A 25,510-nucleotide genomic window follows, 5' to 3' on the forward strand; every position below is an offset into this window, starting at 1 on the left:
CGCTCTTGGCTGCGCTTAAGCGCAGCCAAGAGCCTGGCGTCGACCGTTCATGGCCAGGCGCGGGCCCCCCAGATCATTCGTTTGGCGACGAAGTGGCGCAGCGGCGGCAAGACGTCGAGTGCCAGCAGCCCTGCGCCACGAGCGATCCGTAGCGGCGCCAGGTCTATGCCGAAGACGCGCACGAGGCCGTCGGTGAAGGCGATGCTGCCCTGGCGGTCAAGGCGGCGAGAACGCGCGTAGGCGGCCAGGACAGCGGCATTGCCCGCGTCGCCGCTGGCGTTGGCAAGCAGCACCGCCGCGAGTTCCCAGGCGTCGCGCAAACCGAGGTTGAAGCCCTGTCCGGAAACCGGGTGCAGGCTTTGCGCGGCGTTGCCGATCCACACCTGGCGTCGGCCAGCCAGTTGCTCGCGGACCCGCAGCGCCAACGGAAAGCTGGTGCGCGGACCACTGGCAACGAAAGCGAGGCGGCTGCCGAACTGCGCCCGTAGCGCGGCGAGGAAGTCACCCTCGTCGAGGGCGAGCAGGTTGGCGGCCTTTTCCGGTGGCACGGTAAACACCAGCGAGTAGTCCTGCCCCAGCGGCAGCAGGGCAAGCGGACCATCGGGCGTAAAACGTTCCCAGGCGCGCTGCTGGTGACCAGGAACGGGGCGAACTTCGGCGACCACGGCGTGCTGCCGGTAATCGTAAACGCGCACGTCGGGGTCGCTGACCGGCGTACCTTCGGCGTGCACAACGAGTCTGGCCCGGATTCGTCGCGGCGCGGCGGGGTCGCCGTTCTGCGCCGCCAGCGTAATCTCGGCCGTGTCGTTGCCGGTCGTGATGTCGAGCAGCGTGCAGTCGTGCAAGCACTGCGTCGCGTCGATGCGCGCGTCGAGGGTGGCGGCGAGATCGCGGTAGCGCATCACGTAGCCGAGCGCGGCGATGCCGTATTCGCTGGCATCGATTAGCGTGCGACCAAAACCGCCGCGCTGCGAAACGTGGATGCTTTCGATCGCCGTTGCCGCGCTTGCCTTCCAGGCGCCGAGACGTTCAAGCAGCTGGCGGCTGCCATGCGCCAGCGCCAGCGCGCGCGGGTCGCGGGCCCAGGCCGCGTGCGGGCGGCTGTCGAGCAAGAGCACGCTCTGCGGCCCGCCGGCCAGCGCCAAGGCCAGCGACATGCCAACTGGCCCGGCGCCGACGATGGCGACGTCGACAGAGCTTGCGTTCGTGCTCTCCGCGCCGTTCGCCGGCTCACTCATGGCGCATGACCTCCTCGATTTCGGCAACCGTTCGCGGTGCATTGGTGTACACCAGGCAGCCGTCGCTGGTGACCAGTACGTCGTCCTCGATGCGCACGCCAATGCCGTGCAGGTGTTCCGGAACGGCGCTGCCGGGGCGCAGGTAGAGGCCCGGTTCGACGGTCAGCGTCATGCCCGCAGCCAGCTTGACCCAGTCGTCGTCGGCCGTGCCGGTCTTGTAGTCGCCGGCATCGTGGACGTCGAGCCCCAGCCAGTGGCCGGTGCGGTGCATGTACCAGGGTTTGTAGGCTTCGCTTTCGACGGCGCCGTCGACGCTGCCGGTGAGCAGCTTGAGATCGATCAGCCCCTGCGTCAGGACGCGCAGCGCCGCCTGGTGGTAGTCGGTGAACGAGGCGCCGGGGTGTACTGCGGCAATCGCCGCCTGCTGCGCCGCGAGGACGATTTCATAGACCTCGCGTTGCTCGGCGCTGAAACGTCCGCCGACCGGGAAGGTGCGGGTGATGTCCGAGGCGTAGCCGGCGACCTCGCAGCCGGCGTCGATCAGGACCAGCGATTGGCCCGCCAGGAGTTTGTTGTTGTCGACGTAGTGCAGGATGCAGGCGTTGGCGCCACCGGCGACGATCGGCGTGTAGGCGTGGCCGTCGGCGCCGCGGCGGCGAAATTCGTAGCTCAGCTCTGCTTCGAGTTCGTATTCGGCCATGCCCGGCCTGCACGCGCGCATCGCGCGGCTGTGGCCGGCCGAAGCGATGTCGGCGGCGTGGCGCATGAGCTGGACTTCGTGCGCGTCCTTGCTCAGCCGCATCTGATCGAGCAGGCCACGCAGGTCGCGGATTTCACCGGGCGCGCGCGTGCCGCTGCGCCCCTGGGAACGAACGGCATTCAGCGCGTTGCCGATGCGGCTGTCCCATTCTCTGTCGTGACCCAGCGAGTGCCACAGCGCCGCGTGGTTGGCGATCAACGTGGGCAGCATTTCGTCGAGACAGCCGATCGGATGCGCTTCAGTAAAGCCGAAGGCGGCGGCGGCAGCGTCGGGGCCGTAGCGAAAACCGTCCCAGGTTTCGCGCTCCTCGTTCTTCTCGCGGCAGAAGAGGATCGCTTTCGCTTCCGCGCCGCCGACCAGGACGATCACCGCATCGGGCTCGGGGAAGCCGCTCAGATACCAGAAGTAGCTGTCGAAGCGGTAGGGATAATGCGAGTCGCGGTTACGCAGGCGCTCTGGTGCCGTGGCCAGGACGGCGACGCCGTCCCCGAGGCTGTCGAGTACCCGCTGGCGACGCTTGGCGTAGGGTTTGAGACTCATCTGCTTGAGGCAAGCTCCATGTCGAGTTCAGCGAGGCGTTCGCGGGTTCCGACGTCGACCCAGCGACCGCCGTGTCGTTCGCCGGTGAGCGTACCGCGGGCAATGGCCGCGTCCAGCAGGGGGCGAAGTTTCATTTTCACGCCGGCCGCGACGGTGGCAAAGAAGTCGGGCGGGAAGACGCCAATGCCGGCGTAGGTCAGAGAGCCAGTGCGGTTTCCGGTCGCTGCGCGCACGATCTGGCCATCCAGGCAAAAGTCGCCACCAGGATGGTGTGGCGGGTTGTCGACCAGCAGCAGATGGGCGTGCTCGCGGTCGAGGGTGCTGGCGATGCGCCTGGCCCGCGAGAAATCCCAGTCGCACCAGATGTCGCCGTTGACCACCAGGAAGGGTTCGTCGCCAAGCAGTGGCAGCGCGCTGGCGATGCCGCCGGCGGTTTCCAGCGCTCCGCCGGCTTCGGGTGAGTAGGCGATGTGCAGGCCGAAGTCGCTGCCGTTGCCCAGTGCCGCCTCGATCTGTTCGCCGAGATGGGCGTGGTTGATCACCACCTCGCGCCAACCGGCCCTGGCCAGGCCCTGCAGATGCCAGGCGATCAGCGCCCTGCCGCCCGCCATCAGCAGTGGTTTGGGGGTCGTATCGGTGAGCGGGCGCAGGCGTTCGCCGCGCCCGGCGGCAAGAATCATGGCCTTCATCAGAAGCTGTAGCCGACGTCGACCGGCCGCTTCTCGACCACGTCGAGCAGGCGTGCCAGCGGCCGCAGTTCTCTGTAGCGCTCGCAGCTTCGCCGCAGATAGCCGAGCACGCGCGGCATGTCCGCGAGGTAGTTCTCCTTGCCGTCGCGATGGCACAGGCGCGCGAAGATGCCGAGCACCTTGAGCTGGCGCTGTACACCCATCCATTCGTAGTCGCGGTAGAAGTCGTGGAAATCGGCCTCTACCGGCAATCCGGCCTGGCGCGCGCCTTCCCAGTAACGGATCACGAAATCGAGCTCCTGATCTTCCGGCCAAGCGATGTAGGCGTCACGGTAGAGCGAGACGAGGTCGTAGGTCAGCGGACCGTAAACAGCATCCTGGAAATCGAGAATTCCGGGGTTGCTCGGAAAAGCGGGCGCGGGCTCGCCGACGAGCATCAGGTTGCGCGAGTGGTAGTCGCGATGTACGTAGACCCTTGGCTGTCGCAGGTTGTTGGCCAGGATCGCTGCGAACACCGTCTGCAGGGTGGATTGCATGCCTTTGTCGATGGTCACTCCGAGGTGACGGCGCAGGTACCAGTCGGGGAACAGGGCCAGTTCGCGGCCGAGCAGGTCACCGTCGTATTCGGGAAGAACACCTGGTCGACTGGCGAGCTGAATGGCGAGCAGTGCCCGGTTGGCGTCGGCGTACAGTCGCGCCGCCGTGCTCCGGTCGTGCAGGGCACTCAGGTAAGTGCTGCTGCCGAGGTCAGAGAGGAGCAGGAAGCCTTGTTCGAGGTCGGCGGCGAGCACCGCGGGCAGATGCACCTCGGCCTCGCGAAAGAGGGCGGCGACCTTGATGAAGGGGCGACAGTCTTCTTTCTCCGGCGGCGCGTCCATGACGATGCGCGTCGTTCGATCGGGGAGCTCGACGCGAAAGTAACGCCGGAAGCTGGCGTCGGCTGAGGCCGCTTCGAGGCGCGCATCCCAGCCTGGGAAAGTTGGCTCAAAGACCTGTCGGAGCCAGTTGCGCAGCAGGGCGGTACGCGGCATGCCGCTTCTCCTTGAACGATGGTGCTAAAATATGCGACCGATTCTACCATCCGGGCAGTGCTTGAAGTGCCGCCGCAGAGACGACCAAACCCACAGCCCGGCGTCCGAACAATCGGAATGGTCCCAACAATTCCTGGCATTCTTTATTGACAACCTTGGCATGACGTTTCCCTTTCGGCGCAAGCCGCGGACCTTGATCTTTCGTTGCGCCGTGGCCACGACGCTTCTCGCCAGCCTGCCCGGCGTCGCGCAGGCGCAGCCGGCGCCACCGTTGCGCGTCGATCCGGCCTTGCTTGGCCTGCCGGCCATTGTGCCCGCCGCCCCGGTCAAGCGGTCGCCTGAGGGGCAGGCAGACGCTGCGCCTGCGGAGAGCAAGCCTGTCGTGACTCCGGTCATCGAAGCGCGACCCGTGCCAACGCCGACGACCGCGGAAGAGCCAGTCCAGGCTGCAGTCGAGGTCAGCGAGCAGCCGTCGGCTGAAGGCGTCAGTTCGCCGGCTGCGAACGTCGGGCCCGACGTGCAGGCGGGGAAAGCGCTGGCGCGGGACGCGGAGCAGCCGGTGATCAGCCAGCCCGATCAAGGCCAAGCCGCACCGCTCGCCGAGACGCCGAAAGCCAGTGCCCGTGGCGCGGAGACCGTGGCCCCGTCGGCGCTATCCGCGTCGCCGGCCACGACAATCGCCGTGCCGCCGCCAGCCGAAAAGGCGGCGCCGAGCGTGGACAAGGCGGCGCCGAGCGTGATTTCCACGCCCTCGCCGGTGCCGGTCAAGCCGGCCGGGGCGGTGGCTGCCGTGCCGTCGCCCTCGTCGCCGGCCAGCGCTACGCCGCCCGCCGAGGCGGAGGCCGGGTCGCAAGCAACCTTCCTGAGTGCGCAGAGGATTTCGGGCGTCGTTGACCGGGAGCTCATTGCCCAGGACGACGCCGAGTTGCGCCAGGCCGACAAGGTATTGACGGCCGATCAACTGACCTACTGGCCGGTCGAAGACGAGGTCGAGGCGGTCGGGAGCGCGCGCTTTCAGCAGCGTGATGACGTCGTCTCAGGGACCAAGATGCGTATGCGGCTCGAGGATCATTTTGGGTTCTTCGACGATGCTTCGTATTTCGTGAAGCGCCCGCCGCGTTCTGCGGCAGGAGCGAAATCCCGCGGCGACGTCGCTTCCGGCCTGGCACCAACCGAAGCAGACAGCGAATTCAGCGGCGGTTTTGCGGCACCCATGTCCTTCGGCCTGCTGCCCGGGCAGACCAAGCTCAAGTATCACCAGGACGCAAACGGCGAGCCGACCGAAGCACGCGGCACGGCGCAGCGCATCGATTTCGAGGGCGAGAACCAGATTCGTCTGAGTTCGGCGACCTACACCACCTGCAAGCCCGGTAATGACGACTGGTTTCTCAGCGTCGCCGACCTGAAGCTCGACTACGACAACGAGGTGGGGAGTGGCAACGATGCCACCGTCCACTTCCTCGGAGTGCCGATTCTCTACTCGCCGTGGTTATCCTTTTCGCTCAACAATCACCGCAAGTCGGGTTTTCTGACGCCAAGCTACGGAACGAGTAGCGACAGCGGTTTCGAATTCACCCTGCCCTACTATTGGAACATTGCACCGAACATGGATGCCACGTTCGAGCCGACCCTGCTCACCAAGCGCGGTCTGCTGCTCGGCACCGACTTTCGCTACCTCAACGCGGCGTACGGGGGAACCTACTTCGGCAACGTCCGTGGCGAGTATCTTCCGAATGATCGGGTGGCGAACCGCGATCGCTGGGGTGTGGCCTTGACCCATTCTCAGGTCGCCGCCAACGGTTTCTCGGGCGCGATCAACTACAACCGGGTCTCGGACAGCGATTACTACACCGACCTGTCGAGCGAGATCACCAAGACCTCCGAAACGCAACTTCTGCAGCAAGGCTTGCTCAGCTACGGTGGTGGCGGATGGTGGAATGCGACGGCCAACGTGCAGACCTTCCAGACCCTGCAGCCGGACCCGCAGAACCCGGTCACTCCGCCCTATCAGCTCTTGCCGCAAATCACCGTAAACGCGCGCCAGCCGGATTTGTTGTCGACCGACAGCGCCTTTTTCGGGCAGTACACCAGTTTTGTCCGTCCCGATTCCTCTACCGTCGACGGGCAGCGGACGGTCATGCAACCACAGATTTCACTGCCCTACACCACCCCCGGCTGGTATGTCACGCCGCGCGTCGGCGTCAATGTCACTCACTATGCCCTGAATTACCCAGGCTCGACGAATATCCTCCCGACTTCGATCAATCGCAACCTGCCGATCTTCAGCGTCGATTCGGGAATGACTTTCGAGCGCCCCAGCAACTGGTTCGGTCGCGACTATACGCAGACCCTGGAGCCTCGTCTTTACTACCTCAACATACCGTACGAGAATCAGGACGATATTCCGATCTTCGATACCGCGCTGGCCGACTTCAATTTTGCGCAGATCTTTGCCGATAACCAGTTCTCCGGCTGGGACCGCATCAACAACGCCAATCAGCTGACCGCCGCCCTTTCCTCGCGCCTGATCAATCCGACTTCCGGTAATGAGATCATGCGCGGGATGGTCGGTCAGCGGCTCTATTTCACCAAGGACAAGGTGGCGCTGCCGGGAGCGACCACTCGGCAGTGGGACAGGTCGGATTTTCTGGCCGGCTTCACCGGGCAGATCCTGCCGCGGGTCTATGCCGACGCCGCCCTGCAATACACCGTGGACGATCAGGAGTTTCAACGCTATTCCTTCGGTGCGCGCTATTTCCCGGAGGCCGGCAAGCTGCTCAATGCGTCGTACAGTTACAACACGCAGGCGGTGACGCCGATCAAGCAGGTCGACGTTTCCGGGCAGTGGCCGATCGATGGCCGCTGGCAGGCGGTCGGTCGCTACAACTATTCGTTTCTGCAGAACCAGCCGATCGAAATTATCGGCGGCCTGGAATACAACGCCGGCTGCTGGGTGGTGCGCGTCGTCGGGCAGCGTCTGCAGACCACCGAGGCGGACGCGACGACGCGAGCCTTCGTGCAACTTGAACTGAGCGATTTCTCGCGCCTGGGCTCGAATCCGATCAGCCTCCTCCAGCGCCGGATTCCCGGCTACGGTGTGGCCAATCAGCCGCAGACGGATTCGGCTCTGGCCGAACAGTAGGTGTTGACCATGATGCTTTTATTTCGCGCGCTGCTGCTATCCCTTTTTTTCGTCGGAGTGGCCGCGGCGCAAAGCGCTGCACAGCCCTCCAGCCAGCCGCTGCCTGCCGACCGTATCGTCGCCGTCGTCAATGACGAAGTGATAACGCATCACGAGTTGCGCTCGCGTCTCGCTTCTGCGCTGAGTCAACTGCAGCGCCAGGGGACCACCCTGCCGCCGCGGGATGTGCTCGAAAAACAGATGCTTGAGCGTCTGGTCATGGACAAGGTGCAGTTGCAGTTCGCCCGCGAGGTCGGCCTGCGCGTCGACGACGCACAGCTTGACCAGGCTTTGCAACGTATTGCTGCCAACAACAAACTGTCACTCGCACAGTTTCGCGTCGCCCTGGAAAAGGACGGTATTGCCTTTGCCAGCTTTCGCGAAGAGATTCGTGCCGAGATGACCATTGCACGCTTGCGTGAGCGTGAGGTCGACAGCCGGATTTTCGTCTCCGAAGGCGAGATCGATAACTACCTCGTGGGCGAATCCGGGCCGGCTGCCGGCGAGGAGTATCAGATCGCGCATATCCTGCTGCGCGCTCCCGAGTCGGCCAGCCCGGAGCAGATTCAGCAATTGCGCGCCAAGACCGACCAGATCGTTGAACGGCTGCGCAAAGGCGAGAACTTTGCCCAACTGGCTGCCGCTTATTCCGATGCCCCGGATGGTCTGCGTGGCGGCGATCTTGGCTGGCGTTCGCTCAACCGCCTGCCGACCATGTTCGCCGAAGTGGCGACGACGCTCAAGGTGGGCGACGTGTCGCCGGTTCTGCGCAGCTCGAATGGATTTCACTTGATCAAATTGCTGGACAAGCGGGGTGGCGGTGCCTTGCCGGCTGTTCAGCAGACGCACGCACGGCATATCCTGATCAAGGTCAACGAAGTGGTCTCGGAGCCCGAGGCCAGGCACACCCTGGAGAGTCTGCGCCAACGGATCAAGCACGGCGAGAGCTTTGCCGACCTGGCCAGGCTCTTCTCGCAGGATGGCTCGGCGTCAAAGGGTGGTGATCTTGGCTGGATTTACGAGGGTGACACGGTTCCGGAGTTCGAGCGGGCGATGAATGCGCTGGCCCCGGGCGAGCTCAGCGAGCCGGTGCAGTCACCCTTTGGCTTCCATCTGATCGAGGTGCTCGAGCGTCGTGTCCAGGATGTATCGAGTGATCGCCAACGCGCTGCAGCACGGCAGGTGCTGCGTGAGCGCAAGCGTGACGAGGCCTATCAGGACTGGCTGCGCCAGACGCGAGATCGCGCCTACGTGGAGCTTCGTCTGGAGGAGCGTTGAGCGCCGTGTCGAGCGCGCCGGTGATCGCCGTCAGCAGTGGCGAACCGGCCGGCGTCGGCCCCGAGATCTGCCTGCGTCTGGCTGATTGCGCGCTGGCTGCTCGCTTCCCGGCACGAATCGTCGTTCTTGCCGATCGCTCACTGCTCGCCGAGCGCGCCGAGGCCCTGCACTTTCCCGGCCAGCTCCGTGACTGGCAAGCCGGTCTGCCGCCGCAAGCCGGCACGCTGGAAGTGCTTCACCAGCCATTGGCCGCCGCGGCGACCCCCGGTCGCCTCGATCCGGCCAATTCCCGCTACGTGCTGGCACTGCTGGAGCGAGCACTGAGCGGCTGCCAGAGCGGTGAATTTGCCGCCATGGTCACCGCCCCGGTGCACAAGGGTGTCATCAACGATGCCGGCATTCCCTTCAGCGGGCATACCGAGTACCTGGCCGAGCGGACGGCAACGCCACGGGTGGTGATGATGCTCGCCGGCGGCGGCTTGCGGGTGGCACTGGTGACGACGCATTTGCCGCTGCGTGACGTGCCAGCGGCGGTCACCCAGACGGCCGTCGAGGAGACCCTGCGTATCCTGCACCGCGAGATGAGCGCGAAGTACGGCATCGATCGCCCGCGGATTCTGGTTGCCGGCCTCAATCCGCACGCCGGCGAGGGGGGCTACCTCGGTCATGAGGAGATCGAGGTGATCGCGCCGGTGCTCGAGCGGTTGCGGGCCGAAGGCATGACCCTGCTCGGCCCCCTGCCGGCCGATACGATGTTCTCTCGGCCGGTCCTCGAGCGCGGCGACTGCGTTCTCGCGATGTACCACGACCAGGGCCTTACCGCGCTCAAGTACGCGAGTTTTGGCCACGGCATCAATGTCACGCTGGGCCTGCCGATCATCCGTACCTCGGTCGATCATGGCACCGCACTTGAACTGGCGGGCAGCGGACGCGCCGATCCCGGCAGCCTGCTGGTGGCCATCGAGCAGGCCATCGAAATGGTGGCGCGCGCCGCTGGCAGCAGGCCAGCGAGGGCATGAGGAAGCACGTCGCGCGCAAGCGCTTTGGCCAGAATTTTCTCGTCGATGAACAGGTCATCGACGAGATCATCGACCAGCTGGCCGTACGCCGTGGCGAGAAGGTGGTCGAGATTGGCCCAGGGTTGGCCGCCCTGACCGCTCCCCTGTTGCGGCGCCTTGACCATCTGCACGTCGTCGAGATCGACCGCGACATCGTTGCCCGACTCGGGAAGATCTATTCGGCGGACAAACTGACGGTGCACGAGGGTGACGCACTGGCCTTCGATTTCGGTCGACTGGCCAGCAGCGCGGGCGCTCACCTGCGCATTGTCGGCAATCTGCCGTACAACATCTCGACGCCACTCCTTTTTCATCTCGCCGATTATTCCACCTGCGTGCGCGACATGCACTTCATGCTGCAAAGCGAGGTCGTCGAACCGCATGGTCGCCGAGCCGGGTAGTGGCGATGTCGGCAGGCTGACGGTGATGCTGCAGTACCGTTTCGTCATCGATCGTCTGCTCGACGTGCCGCCAGAGGCGTTCGATCCGCCGCCCAAGGGTGCACTCGGCGCTGGTGCGCCTGATTCCGCGTTCGCCGGAAACTCTGCTGGCGGGCGACGAAGCGCGCTTTTCGGCGCTCGTCGCCAGCGCTTTCCGGCAGCGCCGCAAGATGCTGCGCAACAGTCTCCGGGGGATGGTCGACGAGGATCAGCTGGTGGCGCTCGGCGTTTCACCGACTTGTCGGGCGGAGGAGCTGTCGGTGGCCGATTACGTTCGCCTGGCCAACAGCCTGACGTGAAAACGGCGTCGCCGGTCCGGCGACGCCGTTCGCGCAGGCAGCTCGCCGTTCAGCCGGTTTTCTTGACCGGACAGGTGTTGGCTCCAAGCAGCAGGTAGGCGGGACAGACACCAAACAGGCCGGTCAGCAGCGGTACCACGCCGATCCAGCCCCAGGCGCCGACGACCCCGAGGGCGGCCATCGTGATCAGCGCGATGCCGACGACGATACGCAGGATTTTGTCGATTCCACCGACATTGGTTTTCATGATTGGCTCCGTGAGCGTTGGTGAGTGACGGCGCCAGAGTACGCCGCTGCAGCCTGGCTGTATGTAACCGCAGTCACAGAGTCACAGGGTCAACGGGGTCACGGCGGCAATGCCGCGCCGCCAGCGGGGGGCCAGCGGCGATCAGCGAGGGCTGTCCGCCAGTTGCTGCAGCCCGCTCGCGTCGATCACCGTGATCTGTTCGCGGCCCAGCCTGACCAGTCCCTGCACGGCGAAGCCCTTGAGTAGACGACTGACCATCTCGCGGACGCTGCCGAGTTCCTCGGCCAGCGCCTGGTGTGTGACTTGGATGCTTTCACCCCTGGCCACGAGCAGCTTTGCCAGGCGCTGGTCGAGGCGGTGGAAAGCCACTTCTTCGACCAGTTGCATCAGCTCGGCTATGCGCTCGGCAAACAGGTGGAAGACGAAGTCGCGGAAGCGCCCGTTTTCGGCGAGCAGTTTCTCGAACGCGGCAATCGGCAGGAGCAGCAGCGACAGGGGCGTCTCGGCAATGCCGCGCGCCGAATAAGGCGTGTGACCGAGCAGGCAGCTCGAGCTGATGATGCACGAGCCGCCCGGCTCGACACGGTAGAGCAGCATCTCGCGGCCGCCGGCGGTGCTCTTCACGACCTTGATCGTGCCGGCAAGAATCAGCGGGAATCCCAGGCAGTCCTGCCGTTCGCTGAACAGTTTCGTGCCGGCGGGCAGGTCGCGCTGCGTCATTTTCTGGCCGAGATCCGCGAGTTGATCGGCCGGCAGCGAGCTCAGTGCCGGATAGAGTGCGAGCAGGGATGGCGGCAGACTGCCAGGTTGCGGGCTGTCCATCAATCGGCCAGTTCCGCGGTCACCGGCGCGTGATCCGACGGTCGTTCGAGCTTGCGCAGGTCGCGCTTGATTTCGGCCCCCGTACAGCGTCCGGCGAGCGCCGTCGACAGCAGGATGTGGTCGATGCGCAGCCCGCGGTTCTTCTGGAAACCGAGCATCCGGTAATCCCACCATGAAAAGCTCTTCTCCGGCTGCTCGAAGAGGCGAAAGCTGTCCCGCAGGCCGAGGTCCAGAAGGCGCTGGAAAGCCGCCCGCTCGGCTGCGGAGCACAGGATCTGTCCAGCCCAGGCTGCCGGATCGTGCACGTCGCGGTCGTCGGGCGCAATGTTGAAGTCTCCGGCCAGGACCAGGCGTGGATTCTCGGCCAGCTGCGCGGCGATCCAGTCGATCAGCGCATCGAGCCAGGCAAGCTTGTAGGCGTACTTGTCGCTGCCGACTGCCTGGCCGTTCGGCACGTAGGCGCAGATGAAACAAATCCCGCTCACCGTTGCCGCCAGCAGGCGTTTTTGCGGATCCGCATGGAGCGGGTTGCCGAAAACGACATCCGTCGGCGGCTCGCGAGTCAGTAGAGCGACACCGTTGTACGTCTTCTGTCCGGAGAAAACGACGTGATAGCCGGCGGCCTCGAGCTCCGCCTTCGGGAAGAACGGGTCGTCGAGCTTGGTTTCCTGCAGGCAGACGACAGCGGGTTTCTGCGCCGCCAGCCAGTCGAGCAACTGCGGCAGCCGGACCTTGAGCGAATTGACGTTCCAGCTGGCGATCTTCATTCGCGGGGCGGGCCGGCAGGTTTGAAGCCGTAGGGAGCGGTGGCCGGATAGCCGGCAAAGTCGAGCAGCTCGTTCCAGGTGGCGGCAGTAAAGCCGGTGGCGCTTTGCCGGCCGACGCTGATGCTTGGCAGCACGGCGTCGCCGCCCAGTTGCCGGCCAAGCGCCGTCAGCTCGTCCTGGCTGGTGAGCAGTTTTTCCACGAAGGGAACGCCGCGGCCATTGAGCAGCACGCGCGCCTGCTGGCAGGCGCCACAGTCGGCGCTGGTGTACAAGGACGACGGGGAATCTGGCGCTCGCCTGGCGTATGGCGTAAGGAAGTCGCTGCTCGTCTTCGCCTGCGTTGGCCCCCTCGGAGACGGTTACCCCGGGCGTTCCCGGCGGCGGTGGCCGGTCGGATATCACGGTGACGCCGCTGCGCGCGTCGATCCAGCGGTAGGTTTGTTGCGCGTTGACCGCGCTGGCCGTCAAGCAGGGAAGCGGCGATAGCGGCGAAGCGGACGGCGGTTGTCGGGTGCATGGGCGTGACCTTCCTTTACACCGAAACCATGCCGCTGTGCCTGAGCAGCGCGTCGACCTGCGGATCGCGACCGCGGAAGGCGCGGAAGTTCTCGATCGCCGGGCGACTGCCGCCGACCGACAGAATGCTGCTCAGGAAGCGTTGTCCGGTGTTCTGGTCGAAAGGGTCGCCGGCCTCTTCGAAAGCGCCGTAGCAGTCGGCCGAGAGGACTTCGGCCCACTTGTAGCTGTAGTAGCCGGCGCCGTAACCGCCGGCGAAGATGTGCGCGAAGCTGTTCGGGAAGCGGTGCCACTCGGGCGGGACAAGAACCGCGACTTCGCGGCGCACGTCGCCGAGCAGGTCGAGCACGCTGCGTTCTCCAGCCGGGTCGAAGTCGCTGTGCAGGAGCAGGTCGAAGAGCGAAAACTCGATCTGGCGAAGCGTCTGCATGCCGCTCTGGAAGTTCCTGGCCGCCAGCATCTTGTCGAAAAGTGCGCGCGGCAGCGCGTGGCCGGTGTCGACATGGCTGCTCATCCCCTGCACGACGCTCCACTCCCAGCAGTAGTTCTCCATGAACTGCGATGGCAGTTCGACGGCGTCCCACTCGACACCGTGGATGCCGGCAACGGCCAGCTCGTCGACGCGTGTCAGCAGGTGGTGCAGGCCGTGGCCGGTCTCGTGAAAGAGGGTGATTACTTCGTCGTGCGTGAAGGTCGCCGGCCTTGCCTGACCATTCGTGTTACCGATCGGGCGCGAGAAGTTGCAGTTGAGATAGGCCACCGGTTTCTGGATGGGGTCGGTCGCCGCGGCAGCGGAAGACCGTCGGCGACGGGTGATCGCTTCGTCCATCCAGGCGCCGCCACGCTTCGTTTCACGGGCGTAAAGGTCGAGGTAGAACTGGCCAAGCAGTTCGCCGGCGGGCGTTTCGATGCGGAAGAAGCGCACGTCCTCGTGCCAGACTGGCGCGTTGTCGCGTTTGAGACAGACGCCGAACAGCGTTTCGACGACTTCGAAGAGGCCACTGAGAACCTTGTCCTCGGTGAAATACTGCTTTACTTCCTGCTCGGAGAAGGCGTACCGCTCTTGCAGGAGCTTTTCGGAAACGTAGCCGACGTCCCAGGGCTCGATGTCCTGGAGTTGCAGCTCGCTACGCGCGAAGGCGCGCAGGTCGGCAATGTCCCGTTCGGCGAAGGGCCTGGCCTTGATCGCCATGTCGCGCAGAAAGGCCAGTACCTGGGGCACCGAATCGGCCATTTTTGGCACCAGCGACACTTCGGCGAAGCTGGCGTAGCCGAGCATCTGCGCCTCTTCACGGCGCAGCCGGAGAATCTGGCCGATCAGCGGCGTATTGTCGAACTCGGCAGCCCCGAATTCGGCGGCGCGAGTGGCGTAGGCACGGTACATCACCGCCCGCAGACGGCGACTGTCGGCGTATTGCATCACCGGCAGGTACGAAGGCATGTGCAGCGTGAATTTCCAGCCGTCGTGGCCATCCTTCTCGGCTGCCTCGGCCGCGGCCTGGCGGGCGTCGTCGGGCAGGCCGGCCAGTTCGGCCTCGTCGCTCACCAGTTCGGCAAAGGCGTTGGTGGCGTCGAGCAGGTTTTCCGAGAATTTGGCCGAAAGCTGCGAAAGTTCCTCCGCAATCGCCTGGAAGCGCGGCTTCTGATCGTCGCGCAGCTCCGCGCCGGCGAGCCGAAAGTCGCGAATCTCGTTGTCGATGATGCGCTGCCGGGTTGGCGAAAGCCTTGCGTATTCAGCGCTTCCGGCGATTGCCTGGTAAGCGGCGAAGAGCTTGAGGTTCTGACCGAGTTCGGCATAGAAGCGCGAGACTTCGGGGAGCATGCGGTTATACGCCTCGCGCCATTCGGGGACGTCATTGACGGCGTGCAGATGGCCGACAACTCCCCAGGCGCGCGACAGCGGTTCGAGGCCGTCACTCAACGCTGCCGCGAAGCTGTCCCAGGTCGTTGTGGCGCCTTCCGTGGTCAGCCGCACGATCAGCGCGCGGCAGTCGTCGAGAAGCTTGCCGATAGCCGGCTGCACGTCGCTCGGCACAATGGCGTCGAAGCGCGGCAGGCCGGACAGGTCAAGCAGAGGGTTGTCGCACAGGGGGGAGGCAGTCATCAGGGGTTCCGTGGTTGCAGAGGAGGGTGCTCGCCAGCACCTCGCTATTCTACAAGGTCGCGATAAGCGTGCCACGACGCGTGCCCGATCAAGGGCATGAGAACGACCAAGCCAAAGAACAGGGTGGCAATACCGAGGACGGTCAGCGTTGCAACAATGGCCGCCCAGAGGACCATCAGGCGTATGTTGGCGTCGACCGCATGCAGGCTGGTGCGCATCGCAGTGATGAAGCCCACCTGGCGATCGAGCAGCAGCGGCACCGAGACGACGGTGACGGCGAAGACGAGCAAAGCCAGACTGCCACCGCTCAGCAGCCAGATGATCATCAGATCGCGATGTTCCGGCAACTTGGGCATCTCGGCGAGCAAGATCAGCAGATCGGGCGGGATATGGGGTGCCAGGAGCAGGAAGAGCAGCGTCGAAATGCGTTCCCAGCACAGTCCGACGATGGCCAGCAGCAGTCCCAGTTTGACCAGCTCGCGCGCATTGCGGCGACCGCCGGCCAGCGATATCAGAAAAGTCGAAGACTGACCGGCCTGGCGGCGGCGGCTGATCTCGTACAGCCCGCCGCAGAGCAGCGGCGCAATCAGCAGGAAGCCGGAAGTGGCGGCGATGAACAGGTGGCCCTGCCGCCAGGCAAAAATGGTGATCAGGTCGCCAAAGATGGCAAACAGCAGTCCATACGAAAGGCTGGCGACGGGATTGGCGCGCATGTCGCGCCAGGCTGCGGCCAACCAGATCAGGGGCTGGCCGATGGCGACACTGCGAACGTTCAACGGCGCTCGGCGCCGCTCAGATGACGTGGCTTCTAGACCCATGCGGTCTCCTTGCTGAAGGGCGTAGGCCGGTTGTCATGCGCCGCGCGCACGCGGCGGTCACTCGACAGGTTTGTCTCCGGTGAGGCGCTGCAGGGCCTCGACATAGCGGGCATGTGTTCCGGCGATCACCGCCAGCGGCAGCGCCGGGCCAGGCGCCTGCTTGTTCCAGGGCAGCGTTTCCAGATAATCGCGGATGTACTGCTTGTCGTAGGACGGGGGGTTGCTTCCCTCACGGTAGGCGTCGGCTGGCCAGAAACGTGACGAGTCGGGGGTCAGTACTTCGTCGATCAGGTGCAGCGTGCCGGTGGCATCGAGGCCGAACTCGAACTTGGTGTCGGCGATGATGATGCCGCGTGCAGCGGCGTGCGCGGCGGCGGCGGTGTACAGAGCGATGGCCACGTCGCGTGCCTGCGTGGCAATATCGGCGCCGCTCCTGCCGCTGGCGGGAAGGATGTCGGCGAGCGTGCGTGCGCAGTCGGCTTGCGCGCGCTCGAACGAAACGTTCTCGTCGTGATCGCCAAGGGCAGCCTTTGTCGCCGGCGTGAAGATCGGCTCGGGCAGGCGGCTGGCGAGGCGCAAACCCGGTGGCAGCGGGATGCCGCAGACGCCGCCGCTGGCCTGGTAATCTTTCCACCCCGAACCGATCAGATAGCCGCGCACCACCGCTTCGATGGGCAACGGCCGCAAGCGCTTGACGACCAGCGCGCGGCCATGCACCTGCGCGCGCTCGTCGGCGGCGACTACCGTTTCAGGATCGATCCCGGTCATCTGGTTGGGGACGACGGCCGCGAGTTTTTCGAACCAGAAGCAGGCCAGCTGGGTGAGCAGCTGGCCCTTGCCCGGAATCGGGTCCGGGAGGACGACGTCGAAGGCCGAGAGGCGATCGCTGGTGACGATCAGCAGCTTGTCGTCGCCGACGGCATAGATGTCGCGCACCTTGCCGCGGCCGAGCAGCGGCAGGCTCTTGATCGTCGATTCGAAGAGGGCATCGGTCACGTGGCTGATCCGGAGGGGAGTGATGTGAGCGGGGAAATCGCAGCGGCGGCAGTCGAGCGTTGGGATTATAGGACACATCACGCTTGCCAAGAGCGCGTCGTCGGCGCTCGCCTTTCTGCGTCGCCCGGCCCATAGCGCTGCCCGCGTCGCCAAATCCCGGCTACGCCTCCTCGCAATGACGTGCACGCTGCTGTGGCGCTGCATTTCCGACGCGACTTTCAGCGCGCCGGACAGCCCGCCTGAAACCATGTCGCCGCCAGCATTCTCATGTTCCCTACTGCGTGCAACAGTGCACTAGTTGGCGTCAGCTCGCAGCGGGTTGCTGATCGCCCACGCGAACGATTTTCAGCGTATTGGTACCGCCGCTGTTGCCCATCGGCTCGCCAGCGGTGAGCACGATGAAATCGCCTTTTTCGACCAGATTCTCCTTCATCAGCAACTGTTCGGCCTCGTACAGCAACTCATCGCGGCTACTCGGTTGCTGGTCCATCAGCACCGGGAAGACGGCCCGATAGAGGCTCATCTTGGTCAACGCTGCGCTGCGCGGGGTCAGCGCGTAGACCGGTACTCCGCAGTTCAGACGGCTCATCCAGAGCGCCGTCGAACCGGACTCGGTGAGCGCGGCGATCGCCTTTACTTTCAGGTGATGCGCTGCCCAGATGGCGGCCAGTGAAATGGTCTGATCGATGCGCGTGAAGACCTGGTTGAGGAACTCGCGTTCGAGAGTCACTTCGGCGGACTTCTCTGCTTCCAGGCAGATCCGCGCCATCGCTTCGATGGTTTCGACCGGAAAGCGGCCGGCCGCCGTTTCCGCCGAGAGCATCACCGCGTCGGTGCCGTCAAGAACCGCGTTGGCGACGTCGGAAACTTCGGCACGGGTCGGCGCTGGCGAGACGATCATCGACTCCATCATCTGGGTTGCCGTAATCACCAGCTTGTTTCTCTCGCGCGCCATGCGAATCATGCGCTTCTGCAGCGCCGGTACGGCGGCGTCGCCGACCTCGACGGCGAGGTCGCCGCGGGCGACCATGATCCCGTCCGAGGCGCTGATGATCTCTTCGAGGGCGGCAACCGCCTCGACGCGTTCGATCTTGGCGATGGTCAGCGCGTGTCCGCCGGCGGCATGCATCAATTGCCTGGCCATGTACATGTCGGCCGCGCTCTTGGGGAACGAGATGGCGACAAAATCAACGTCGATGCTGGCCGCGGTACGAATGTCGTCCATGTCCTTGGCGGTCAGCGCGGCGGCGGAGAGGCCACCTCCCTGGCGGTTGATGCCCTTGTTGTCGGACAGTTCGCCGCCGTGACGAACGATGGTGAAGATTTCCGAGCCAAGCACGCGCTGAACGTCGAGGACGATGCGGCCGTCGTCGAGCAGGAGGACGCTGCCCGCCGAGACGTCGCGCGTCAGATCCTTGTAGTCCAGGCCGGCGCGGTCGGCGTTACCCAGTTCGCACTTGGCGTCGAGGATGAAGGGGGCGCCTTTATCGAGCCAGATCTTGCCGTCGGCAAACTTGCCGACACGGATTTTCGGACCCTGCAGGTCAGCGAGGATACCTACTGGGCGCCCGACACGGGCCGCCGCCTCGCGTACCAGCTGCGCGCGGGCAATGTGGTCCTGCGGTTTGCCATGGGAAAAATTGAGGCGCACGACGTCGACGCCGGCGCGGATCATGCGTTCGAGCACATCGGCGTCCGACGACGCGGGCCCGAGGGTGGCAACGATCTTGGTATCGCGGGGCATGGGGTTCCTATTCTTGTTGTACAGACGAGGCTTCCATCTGGGTCGGTTTTCTTGGCGTGTTGGCGGGGCACGCACGAGCCGACTTGTCAGCCGTTTTCTCTGACAGTGCCTGGCCGTGCCACGTTCAACCGGGAGCGTTGTCCCTGCCGAGCGTGCCGATTCTCGGGTGGGTGAGAATGAGAGCGGAGTCACGGCTATCCGACTTGAGCTGAGTGCAGGCGTCAGATCCGCCGCTGCGTGATTGCCGTGCAGTGTACGCGCAACGCAGCAAAGGGGGGCGAGTGCTTGCCTGGCGATCGCTTGGCGATCGTTTTCGCGGCGACGGGTTGCAGCGCGTGTCGAGGGGCGGCATGGCGAGTGGCGATGGGCTCAGTGCGGGCGCTGTCGGCCCCGGTCCAGCGGCAACAGGTGCCTGCCGAGCGACCAACACGAGGTCGTCAAGGGCTTTTCCTCAGGAAACCGGGGAGGGCGCGGGGAGGGCGGTAAGGAGGGTCAAGGAAAAGGGGCGCCCGAAAGCGCCCCTGAATGGCATTTTAGCGCGCCATTACCTTGATCATTTCCAGCACCTTGCAGGAGTAACCCCACTCGTTGTCGTACCAGGAGACGACCTTGACGAAGGTGCCGTCAAGCGCCATGCCGGCGTCCGAGTCGAACACCGACGTGCAGCTCTCGCCACGGAAGTCAGTGGCCACCACTTTTTCGTCGGTGTAGCCGAGAACACCCTTCATCGGGCCTTCCGACGCAGCCTTCATCGCCGCGCAGATCTGCTCGTAGGTGGTTTCCTTGTTCAACTCGACGGTCAGGTCGACGACCGAGACGTCCGACGTCGGCACGCGGAAAGCCATGCCGGTCAGTTTCTTGTTGAGCTCGGGAATGACCTTGCCGACGGCCTTGGCTGCACCGGTCGAGGACGGAATGATGTTCTCGAGGATGCCGCGACCACCGCGCCAGTCCTTGTTGGACGGGCCATCAACGGTTTTCTGCGTGGCGGTGGCTGCATGAACGGTGGTCATCAGGCCGCGCTTGATGCCCCAGTTGTCATTCAGTACCTTGGCCACCGGGGCGAGACAGTTGGTGGTGCAGGAAGCGTTCGAAATGATCGTCTGACCGGCATAGGTGCTGTCATTGACGCCAAACACGAACATCGGCGTGTCGTCCTTGCTCGGTGCGCTCTGGATGACTTTCTTGGCGCCCGCGGCGATGTGCTTCTGGCAGGACTCGGTGGTCAGGAAGAGACCGGTCGCGTCCACAACGATATCGGCACCGACTTCGTTCCACTTCAGCTCGGCCGGATCCTTGACTGCGGTCAGGCGGACTTTCTTGCCATTGACGACGAGCGAGTTGCCTTCGACCGCAATGGTGCCCTGGAAACGACGATGCACGGAATCATACTTGAGCATGTACGCCAGGTAATCGGGTTCGAGCAGGTCGTTGATGCCGACGATTTCAATGTCGTCCGAGAAATCTTGCACAGCAGCGCGAAACACCATCCGTCCGATACGGCCAAAGCCATTGATCCCTACTTTGATTGTCATGAAACGGTCTCCTTGAGAAATTACAACACTGTCTTCACGGTCGTGACCACATTGGTCACCGTGAAACCGAAATAGTCGAACACCTGGCCTGCCGGTGCCGACTCTCCAAAACGATCGATGCCGATAACGGCGCCGTCGAGTCCGACGTACTTGCGCCAGAAACTGCTGACGCCTGCTTCGATCGCCACTCGCGGTAGCGCGCGTGGCAAAACTGCTTCCCGGTACGACGCCTCCTGGCGATCGAAGACCTCGGCGCAGGGCATCGAGACGACGCGCACGGCGATACCTTCGTCGGCCAGCGCCTGGCGTGCGTCGAGTGCCAGCTTGACTTCCGAGCCGGTGGCGATCAGCAGCGCCTGTGGGTCGGCGCAGTCGGCCAGCACGTAGGCCCCGCGGCGAATCACTTCGGGCGCGACGCCACTGCTCACCGGCGGCAGATTCTGTCGCGAGAGCGCCAGAATCGTCGGCCCGTCGTTACGCTCGATGCCGGCGATCCAGGACACGGCCGTTTCGCTGGCGTCCGCCGGGCGCCAGACGTCAACGTTGGGAATCAGGCGCAGGCTGGCGACGTGTTCGACCGGTTGGTGCGTCGGGCCGTCTTCGCCCAGGCCGATCGAATCGTGCGTATACACCATGATCTGGCGCACTTTCATCAGTGCTGCCATGCGGATCGCGTTGCGCGCGTAGTCCGAGAAGACCAGGAAGGTCGCGGTGTACGGAATCAGGCCGCCGTGCAGGGCGAGGCCATTGGCGATCGCCGTCATGCCGAACTCACGCACCCCGTAATAGACATAGTTGCCGCCCTGGGTGCGGCTGATGCCCTGCGAGCCCTTCCACAGCGTCAGGTTCGATCCGGCCAGATCCGCCGAGCCGCCAATGAGTTCTGGCACCTGCGGCGCGAAGGCGCTGATGGCGTTCTGCGAAGCCTTGCGGGTGGCGATGTTTTCCGCCTTGCCCGCGACCTCGGCCAGCGCCTGCGCGGCAGTCGCGTTCCAGTCGGCGGGCAGCTCGCCATTCGTGCGGCGGCTGAACTCGGCAGCCAACTCCGGGAACGCGGCCTGATAGGTCGCGAAGCGCGCTTGCCAGTTGTTTTCGAAGACGTTACCGCGCATGCGGCCGTCCCAGCTCGAATAGACGGCGTCAGGAATTTCGAAGGGCGCGTGCGGCCAGCCGAGATGCGCGCGGGTCGCGGCAACTTCGTCGCTTCCCAGAGGCGCGCCATGGACGTCGTGACTGCCCACCTTGTTCGGCGAACCCTCGCCGATGCGTGTCTTGCAGCAGATCAGCGTCGGGCGGTCGCCGTCGGCACGCGCCGCGCGCAGCGCCTGGTCGACCGCTTCGCCATCATGGCCGTCGACGGCGGCGATGACCTGCCAGCCGTAGGCGGCGAAGCGTTGCGGCGTGTCATCGGTGAACCAGCCTTCGACATGGCCGTCGATGGAAATGCCGTTGTCGTCGTAGAGGGCGATCAGCTTGCCCAGTCCGAGCGTTCCCGCCAGCGAGCAGACCTCGTGTGAAATGCCCTCCATCAGGCAGCCGTCGCCGAGGAATACGTAGGTCGAGTGATTGACGATCTCGTGCCCGGGACGATTGAAGTCGGCGGCCAGGACCTTCTCGGCGATGGCCATGCCGACCGCGTTGGCCAGACCCTGGCCGAGCGGACCGGTCGTCGTCTCGACGCCCGGGGTATGTCCCACTTCCGGGTGCCCGGGCGTCTTCGAGCGGAACTGACGGAAGTTCTTCAGGTCGTCGATCGAGACGTCGTAGCCGGTGAGATGCAGCAGCGTGTACAGCAGCATCGAGCCGTGGCCGTTCGAAAGGACGAAACGGTCGCGGTCCGGCCAGTGTGGATTACCCGGGTTGTGGCGCAGATGGCGACGCCAGAGCACTTCGGCGATTTCAGCCATTCCCATTGGCATGCCTGGGTGGCCGGAGTTGGCTTGTTGCACCGCGTCCATGGCAAGGGCGCGGATGACGTTGGTCAGGGCGGTAAACGCAATAGGCACGATAATTTGCCGATCAGAAGCGGGTTGTTGGGTCGCATGGGCAAATTATCCGCCAAAACAGCAGGCATTGCCACCTTCCCTTGTGACGCCGCACGAGGAGGTGGCTGCTTGTGACTACAGACAGCGATGGCTCATGCGTAGTGATTTATTAAATAGTAAAAGCTAACTATAAATGGAAAAAAGTTTAACTTTTAATTATCTATTGTGCCGCCTACACTGGTCGCTATCGAACGACGCCATGTGACCCGAATGCACGCAGACCAGCCGGCCGAACGCACAATGATCTCGCGCCCTTGCAGCGCGACGCTTGGGCAATCGGTCGTCCTGCAGGCGGCCATCTTCGACGTTGACGGGACGCTCGCCGATAGCGAGCGGGACGGCCACCGCGTGGCCTTCAACCGGGCTTTTGCACAGTCCGGCCTGGACTGGGAGTGGTCGGTCGCCACCTACGGCGAATTGCTCGCGGTGACCGGTGGCAAGGAGCGCATCCGTCACTTCGCGGCACAGCACGCACCGCAGTGGCTGCAGCGGCCAGCGAGTGAAGCCTGGCTGACGGGATTGCATCGCTTGAAGAGCGAAATCTACGCGCAGCTGGTGGGCGCCGGTCGCATCGCCCTGCGCCCTGGCGTGGCGCGCCTGCTGGGCGAGTTGCGCCGCGCGGGTGTGCGCCTGGCGATCGCCACGACAACGACGCCGTCGAGCCTGCACAGCCTGCTGCTCACCCGCTTTGGCGACCGGGCCGAGTCGCTCTTCGAAGTCATCGGCGCCGGTGATGTGGTGGCCGACAAGAAGCCCGCTCCGGATATCTATCGCTGGGTGTTGCGGCAAATGAACCTGCCCCCGCAAGCCTGCCTGGCGGTCGAGGATTCGCTGCCCGGGCTGCGGGCGGCGACGGCCGCCGGCATCCCGACCGTAATCACCGTCAACGCCTATAGCGCAGACGACGACTTCGCCGGTGCGCTGAGCGTGCTTTCCGATCTCGGCGAGCCTGGCGCGCCCGCGCGCCGCCTGGCGGGGGCGCCGCTGGTCGGGGAATGCGTCGATCTTGCCCAGCTGCGCCTTTGGCAGCGCAAGGCGGTGGTCGACATGAACCACTGACGGGCAGCCGGCCTACGGGTAAAAACACCCACGAACACTTTCTTGACCATTACTCGACACGGAGACAAGCATGGACCAATCGAATCGTTACGCCGACCTCAGCCTCAGGGAAGACGAGCTGATCAGTGGCGGCAAGCATATTCTGGTGGCCTACAGGATGAAGCCCAAGGCCGGTTACGACTACCTGCAGGCCGCCGCGCACTTTGCCGCCGAGTCGTCCACCGGGACCAACGTCGAGGTGTGTACCACCGACGATTTCACCCGCGGCGTCGATGCCCTGGTCTATCTGATCGACGAAGCCAGCGAAGAGATGCGTATCGCCTATCCGCTCGACCTCTTTGACCGCAACGTCACCGACGGTCGGATGATGATCGTTTCCTTCCTGACCCTCGTGATCGGCAACAATCAGGGCATGGGTGACATCGAACACGCCAAGATCTATGACTTCTACGTGCCCGAGCGTGCTCTGCAGTTGTTCGACGGTCCGGCCAAGGACATTTCCGACATGTGGCGCATTCTCGGCCGTCCGGTCAAGGACGGCGGCTACATTGCCGGGACCATCATCAAGCCCAAGCTGGGCCTGCGCCCCGAACCGTTCGCCAAGGCCGCGTACCAGTTCTGGCTCGGCGGCGACTTCATCAAGAACGACGAGCCGCAGGGCAACCAGGTCTTTGCGCCGATGAAGAAGGTCATGCCGCTGGTGGTCGACGCGATGAAACGTGCGCAGGACGAGACCGGGCAGGCAAAGCTCTTCTCGGCCAACATCACCGCCGACGATCACTACGAGATGTGTGCCCGTGCCGACTACATCCTCGAGACCTTCGGGCCCGACGCCGACAAGGTCGCTTTCCTGGTCGACGGCTACGTCGGCGGTCCGGGCATGGTCACCACCGCGCGTCGGCAGTACCCCAACCAGTACCTGCACTACCACCGCGCCGGTCACGGCGCGGTCACCTCGCCGAGTTCGAAGCGCGGTTACGACGCCTACGTTCTGGCCAAGATGGCGCGCCTGCAGGGGGCCTCGGGAATTCACGTCGGCACCATGGGCTACGGCAAGATGGAAGGCACCGCCGACGACCGGGCGATCGCCTACATCATCGAGCGTGACGAGTACCAGGGCCCGGCCTATTTCCAGAAGTGGTACGGCATGAAGCCGACGACGCCGATCATTTCCGGCGGCATGAACGCCCTGCGTCTGCCCGGCTTCTTCGCCAACCTCGGCCACGGCAATGTCATCAACACCTCGGGTGGCGGTTCGTACGGCCACATCGACAGCCCCGCCGCCGGCGCCATTTCACTGCGCCAGGCCTACGAGTGCTGGCAGGCCGGTGCCGACCCGATCGAATGGGCCCGCGAGCACCCGGAGTTTGCGCGTGCCTTCGAGTCCTTCCCGGGCGACGCCGACACGCTCTATCCAGGCTGGCGCGACAAGCTCGGCGCGCATCGCTGAGCGGCGGGCTGGCCGCCGCACGAACGACTTCCGAACAGCGATCGAGACAGCAACGGGAACAGGACCAGGCAATGACCGACAAGGAGCAGTTCAAGGTTCGCGAAGAGCCTTTCTATCAGGCGCAGGGCAAGGAAGTGGCGCTTTACGAGGCGGCGTACGCGGCGCGTCTGCCGGTGATGGTCAAGGGGCCGACCGGCTGCGGCAAGTCGCGCTTCATCGAATACATGGCCTGGAAGCTCGCGCGCCCGTTGATCACCGTTGCCTGCAACGAAGACATGACCGCGTCCGATCTGGTCGGGCGCTACCTGCTCGAAGCCAACGGCACCCGCTGGCTCGACGGGCCGCTGACCACCGCGGCGCGTATCGGCGCCATCTGCTACCTCGACGAGGTCGTCGAAGCACGCCAGGACACCACCGTCGTCATCCATCCGCTGACCGACCACCGACGCACGCTGCCGCTCGACAAGAAGGGCGAGCTGATCCAGGCGCACGCCGATTTTCAGCTGGTGATCTCGTACAACCCCGGCTACCAGAGCCTGATGAAGGACCTCAAGCAGTCGACCAAGCAGCGCTTCACCGCTTTCGAGTTCGACTACCCGGACGCGGCGCTGGAAATCGCCATCCTGGTCAGCGAAAGCGGCATCGACGAAGCCACCGCCACGCAACTGGTGAGCGTCGGCGCCGCCGCCCGGCGCCTCAAGGGGCATGGCCTCGACGAGGGAATTTCGACGCGTCTGCTGGTTTATGCCGCAACGCTGATCAAGGGGGGGGTCGCCCCGGTGGATGCCTGCCGGATGGCGCTGGTGCGCCCGATCACCGACGACCGCGACATTCGCGATACCCTCGATCATGCCATCGACGCCACCTTCGCCTGAGCGCGGTCGCCAGGCACA

General features: G+C 64.6%; 20 protein-coding genes and 2 pseudogenes. 7 read left to right on the plus strand and 15 right to left on the minus strand.

The window, feature by feature from the left end:
* Nucleotides 1-47: 47 nt before the first annotated feature.
* Genes QZ613_RS12915 through QZ613_RS12930 form a run of 4 tightly spaced genes read right to left on the minus strand, consistent with a single transcriptional unit; the run spans nt 48 to nt 4,258 of the window.
* Complete coding sequence (locus tag QZ613_RS12915; protein ID WP_043566439.1) at nt 48-1,238, minus strand: FAD-dependent oxidoreductase; 1,191 nt, start codon at nt 1,236-1,238, stop codon at nt 48-50.
* A complete protein-coding gene (locus tag QZ613_RS12920; protein ID WP_043566442.1) occupies nt 1,231-2,538 on the minus strand; it encodes an aminopeptidase P N-terminal domain-containing protein in 1,308 nt (435 codons plus the stop codon). Before QZ613_RS12920 ends, QZ613_RS12915 begins: the two co-directional genes overlap by 8 nt.
* Nucleotides 2,535-3,227, minus strand: a complete 693-nt coding sequence (murU, locus tag QZ613_RS12925; RefSeq protein WP_043566445.1) for an N-acetylmuramate alpha-1-phosphate uridylyltransferase MurU — start codon at nt 3,225-3,227, stop codon at nt 2,535-2,537. The genes QZ613_RS12920 and murU overlap by 4 nt, the downstream gene beginning before the upstream one ends.
* On the minus strand, nt 3,227-4,258 hold the full coding sequence (locus tag QZ613_RS12930; RefSeq protein ID WP_043566446.1) for a phosphotransferase: 1,032 nt from the start codon (nt 4,256-4,258) through the stop codon (nt 3,227-3,229). The genes murU and QZ613_RS12930 overlap by 1 nt, the downstream gene beginning before the upstream one ends.
* A gap of 160 nt (nt 4,259-4,418) precedes the next feature.
* On the opposite strand from QZ613_RS12930, the gene lptD reads away from it, so the two are divergent.
* From lptD to rsmA, 4 genes and pseudogenes are all read left to right on the plus strand, one after another.
* Nucleotides 4,419-7,400: an LPS assembly protein LptD gene (gene lptD / locus QZ613_RS12935; protein ID WP_291982740.1), complete on the plus strand. Its 2,982-nt coding sequence runs from the start codon at nt 4,419-4,421 to the stop codon at nt 7,398-7,400.
* Between the two features lie 9 nt (nt 7,401-7,409).
* A complete protein-coding gene (locus tag QZ613_RS12940) occupies nt 7,410-8,717 on the plus strand; it encodes a peptidylprolyl isomerase (protein WP_043566677.1) in 1,308 nt (435 codons plus the stop codon).
* A gap of 5 nt (nt 8,718-8,722) precedes the next feature.
* Complete coding sequence (pdxA, locus tag QZ613_RS12945; protein WP_043566681.1) at nt 8,723-9,736, plus strand: 4-hydroxythreonine-4-phosphate dehydrogenase PdxA; 1,014 nt, start codon at nt 8,723-8,725, stop codon at nt 9,734-9,736.
* A pseudogene (gene rsmA, locus QZ613_RS12950) lies at nt 9,733-10,514 on the plus strand (16S rRNA (adenine(1518)-N(6)/adenine(1519)-N(6))-dimethyltransferase RsmA). The gene pdxA and the pseudogene rsmA overlap by 4 nt, the downstream one beginning before the upstream one ends.
* Before the next feature lie 49 nt (nt 10,515-10,563).
* Here the strand turns inward: rsmA and QZ613_RS12955 are convergent.
* The 11 genes and pseudogenes from QZ613_RS12955 to tkt all read right to left on the minus strand — a co-directional run bounded on the left by QZ613_RS12955 (nt 10,564) and on the right by tkt (nt 22,069).
* Complete coding sequence (locus QZ613_RS12955; protein ID WP_043566451.1) at nt 10,564-10,761, minus strand: DUF2892 domain-containing protein; 198 nt, start codon at nt 10,759-10,761, stop codon at nt 10,564-10,566.
* 141 nt (nt 10,762-10,902) lie between these two features.
* A complete protein-coding gene (locus tag QZ613_RS12960) occupies nt 10,903-11,583 on the minus strand; it encodes a Crp/Fnr family transcriptional regulator (protein ID WP_043566454.1) in 681 nt (226 codons plus the stop codon).
* The gene (gene xth, locus QZ613_RS12965; RefSeq protein ID WP_043566458.1) at nt 11,583-12,350 is read right to left on the minus strand and encodes an exodeoxyribonuclease III; all 768 of its coding nucleotides are present in this window, start codon (nt 12,348-12,350) and stop codon (nt 11,583-11,585) included. The genes QZ613_RS12960 and xth overlap by 1 nt, the downstream gene beginning before the upstream one ends.
* Nucleotides 12,347-12,622 (minus strand): glutaredoxin family protein, encoded by a 276-nt coding sequence (locus tag QZ613_RS12970; protein WP_291982742.1) that lies wholly within the window; start codon nt 12,620-12,622, stop codon nt 12,347-12,349. The genes xth and QZ613_RS12970 overlap by 4 nt, the downstream gene beginning before the upstream one ends.
* Nucleotides 12,623-12,713: 91 nt before the next feature.
* Nucleotides 12,714-12,818: pseudogene (locus QZ613_RS21180) on the minus strand (DUF4124 domain-containing protein); the annotation flags it as partial.
* A 64-nt stretch (nt 12,819-12,882) separates the two neighbouring features.
* On the minus strand, nt 12,883-14,970 hold the full coding sequence (locus QZ613_RS12975) for a M3 family metallopeptidase (protein ID WP_291982744.1): 2,088 nt from the start codon (nt 14,968-14,970) through the stop codon (nt 12,883-12,885).
* Nucleotides 14,971-15,014: 44 nt separating this feature from the next.
* A complete protein-coding gene (locus QZ613_RS12980) occupies nt 15,015-15,788 on the minus strand; it encodes a DUF2189 domain-containing protein (protein ID WP_291982747.1) in 774 nt (257 codons plus the stop codon).
* 57 nt (nt 15,789-15,845) lie between these two features.
* Nucleotides 15,846-16,784, minus strand: a complete 939-nt coding sequence (locus QZ613_RS12985; RefSeq protein ID WP_043566461.1) for a phosphoribosylaminoimidazolesuccinocarboxamide synthase — start codon at nt 16,782-16,784, stop codon at nt 15,846-15,848.
* Between the two features lie 304 nt (nt 16,785-17,088).
* On the minus strand, nt 17,089-18,528 hold the full coding sequence (gene pyk, locus QZ613_RS12990) for a pyruvate kinase (RefSeq protein WP_043566465.1): 1,440 nt from the start codon (nt 18,526-18,528) through the stop codon (nt 17,089-17,091).
* 533 nt (nt 18,529-19,061) lie between these two features.
* Nucleotides 19,062-20,063, minus strand: coding sequence for a type I glyceraldehyde-3-phosphate dehydrogenase (gap, locus tag QZ613_RS12995; protein ID WP_291901088.1), 1,002 nt, complete (start codon nt 20,061-20,063; stop codon nt 19,062-19,064).
* Nucleotides 20,064-20,083: 20 nt separating this feature from the next.
* A complete protein-coding gene (tkt, locus tag QZ613_RS13000) occupies nt 20,084-22,069 on the minus strand; it encodes a transketolase (protein WP_291982749.1) in 1,986 nt (661 codons plus the stop codon).
* A 279-nt stretch (nt 22,070-22,348) separates the two neighbouring features.
* Between tkt and QZ613_RS13005 the strand changes: the two genes are divergently transcribed.
* From QZ613_RS13005 to QZ613_RS13015, 3 genes are all read left to right on the plus strand, one after another.
* Nucleotides 22,349-23,167 (plus strand): HAD-IA family hydrolase, encoded by an 819-nt coding sequence (locus tag QZ613_RS13005; protein WP_291982751.1) that lies wholly within the window; start codon nt 22,349-22,351, stop codon nt 23,165-23,167.
* A 70-nt stretch (nt 23,168-23,237) separates the two neighbouring features.
* On the plus strand, nt 23,238-24,617 hold the full coding sequence (locus QZ613_RS13010; RefSeq protein WP_291982753.1) for a ribulose-bisphosphate carboxylase: 1,380 nt from the start codon (nt 23,238-23,240) through the stop codon (nt 24,615-24,617).
* Nucleotides 24,618-24,688: 71 nt separating this feature from the next.
* Nucleotides 24,689-25,492, plus strand: a complete 804-nt coding sequence (locus tag QZ613_RS13015) for a CbbQ/NirQ/NorQ/GpvN family protein (protein WP_291982754.1) — start codon at nt 24,689-24,691, stop codon at nt 25,490-25,492.
* Nucleotides 25,493-25,510 lie beyond the last annotated feature (18 nt).

Origin of the sequence: Candidatus Accumulibacter sp. ACC005 (assembly GCF_907163215.1) — a bacterium.
In the GTDB taxonomy this organism is placed as follows: Bacteria; Pseudomonadota; Gammaproteobacteria; order Burkholderiales; family Rhodocyclaceae; genus Accumulibacter; species Accumulibacter regalis.

Excerpts from the sequence above, each read along its gene's own strand:
- QZ613_RS12915 (WP_043566439.1), bottom strand. The coding sequence starts at position 1,238 with ATGAGTGAGCCGGCGAACGGCGCGGAGAGCACGAACGCAAGCTCTGTC.
- QZ613_RS12920 (WP_043566442.1), bottom strand. The coding sequence starts at position 2,538 with ATGAGTCTCAAACCCTACGCCAAGCGTCGCCAGCGGGTACTCGACAGC.
- murU (WP_043566445.1), bottom strand. The coding sequence starts at position 3,227 with ATGAAGGCCATGATTCTTGCCGCCGGGCGCGGCGAACGCCTGCGCCCG.
- QZ613_RS12930 (WP_043566446.1), bottom strand. The coding sequence starts at position 4,258 with ATGCCGCGTACCGCCCTGCTGCGCAACTGGCTCCGACAGGTCTTTGAG.
- lptD (WP_291982740.1), top strand. The coding sequence starts at position 4,419 with ATGACGTTTCCCTTTCGGCGCAAGCCGCGGACCTTGATCTTTCGTTGC.
- QZ613_RS12940 (WP_043566677.1), top strand. The coding sequence starts at position 7,410 with ATGATGCTTTTATTTCGCGCGCTGCTGCTATCCCTTTTTTTCGTCGGA.
- QZ613_RS12955 (WP_043566451.1), bottom strand. The coding sequence starts at position 10,761 with ATGAAAACCAATGTCGGTGGAATCGACAAAATCCTGCGTATCGTCGTC.
- QZ613_RS12960 (WP_043566454.1), bottom strand. The coding sequence starts at position 11,583 with ATGGACAGCCCGCAACCTGGCAGTCTGCCGCCATCCCTGCTCGCACTC.
- xth (WP_043566458.1), bottom strand. The coding sequence starts at position 12,350 with ATGAAGATCGCCAGCTGGAACGTCAATTCGCTCAAGGTCCGGCTGCCG.
- QZ613_RS12975 (WP_291982744.1), bottom strand. The coding sequence starts at position 14,970 with ATGACTGCCTCCCCCCTGTGCGACAACCCTCTGCTTGACCTGTCCGGC.
- QZ613_RS12980 (WP_291982747.1), bottom strand. The coding sequence starts at position 15,788 with ATGGGTCTAGAAGCCACGTCATCTGAGCGGCGCCGAGCGCCGTTGAAC.
- pyk (WP_043566465.1), bottom strand. The coding sequence starts at position 18,528 with ATGCCCCGCGATACCAAGATCGTTGCCACCCTCGGGCCCGCGTCGTCG.
- gap (WP_291901088.1), bottom strand. The coding sequence starts at position 20,063 with ATGACAATCAAAGTAGGGATCAATGGCTTTGGCCGTATCGGACGGATG.
- QZ613_RS13005 (WP_291982751.1), top strand. The coding sequence starts at position 22,349 with ATGATCTCGCGCCCTTGCAGCGCGACGCTTGGGCAATCGGTCGTCCTG.
- QZ613_RS13010 (WP_291982753.1), top strand. The coding sequence starts at position 23,238 with ATGGACCAATCGAATCGTTACGCCGACCTCAGCCTCAGGGAAGACGAG.
- QZ613_RS13015 (WP_291982754.1), top strand. The coding sequence starts at position 24,689 with ATGACCGACAAGGAGCAGTTCAAGGTTCGCGAAGAGCCTTTCTATCAG.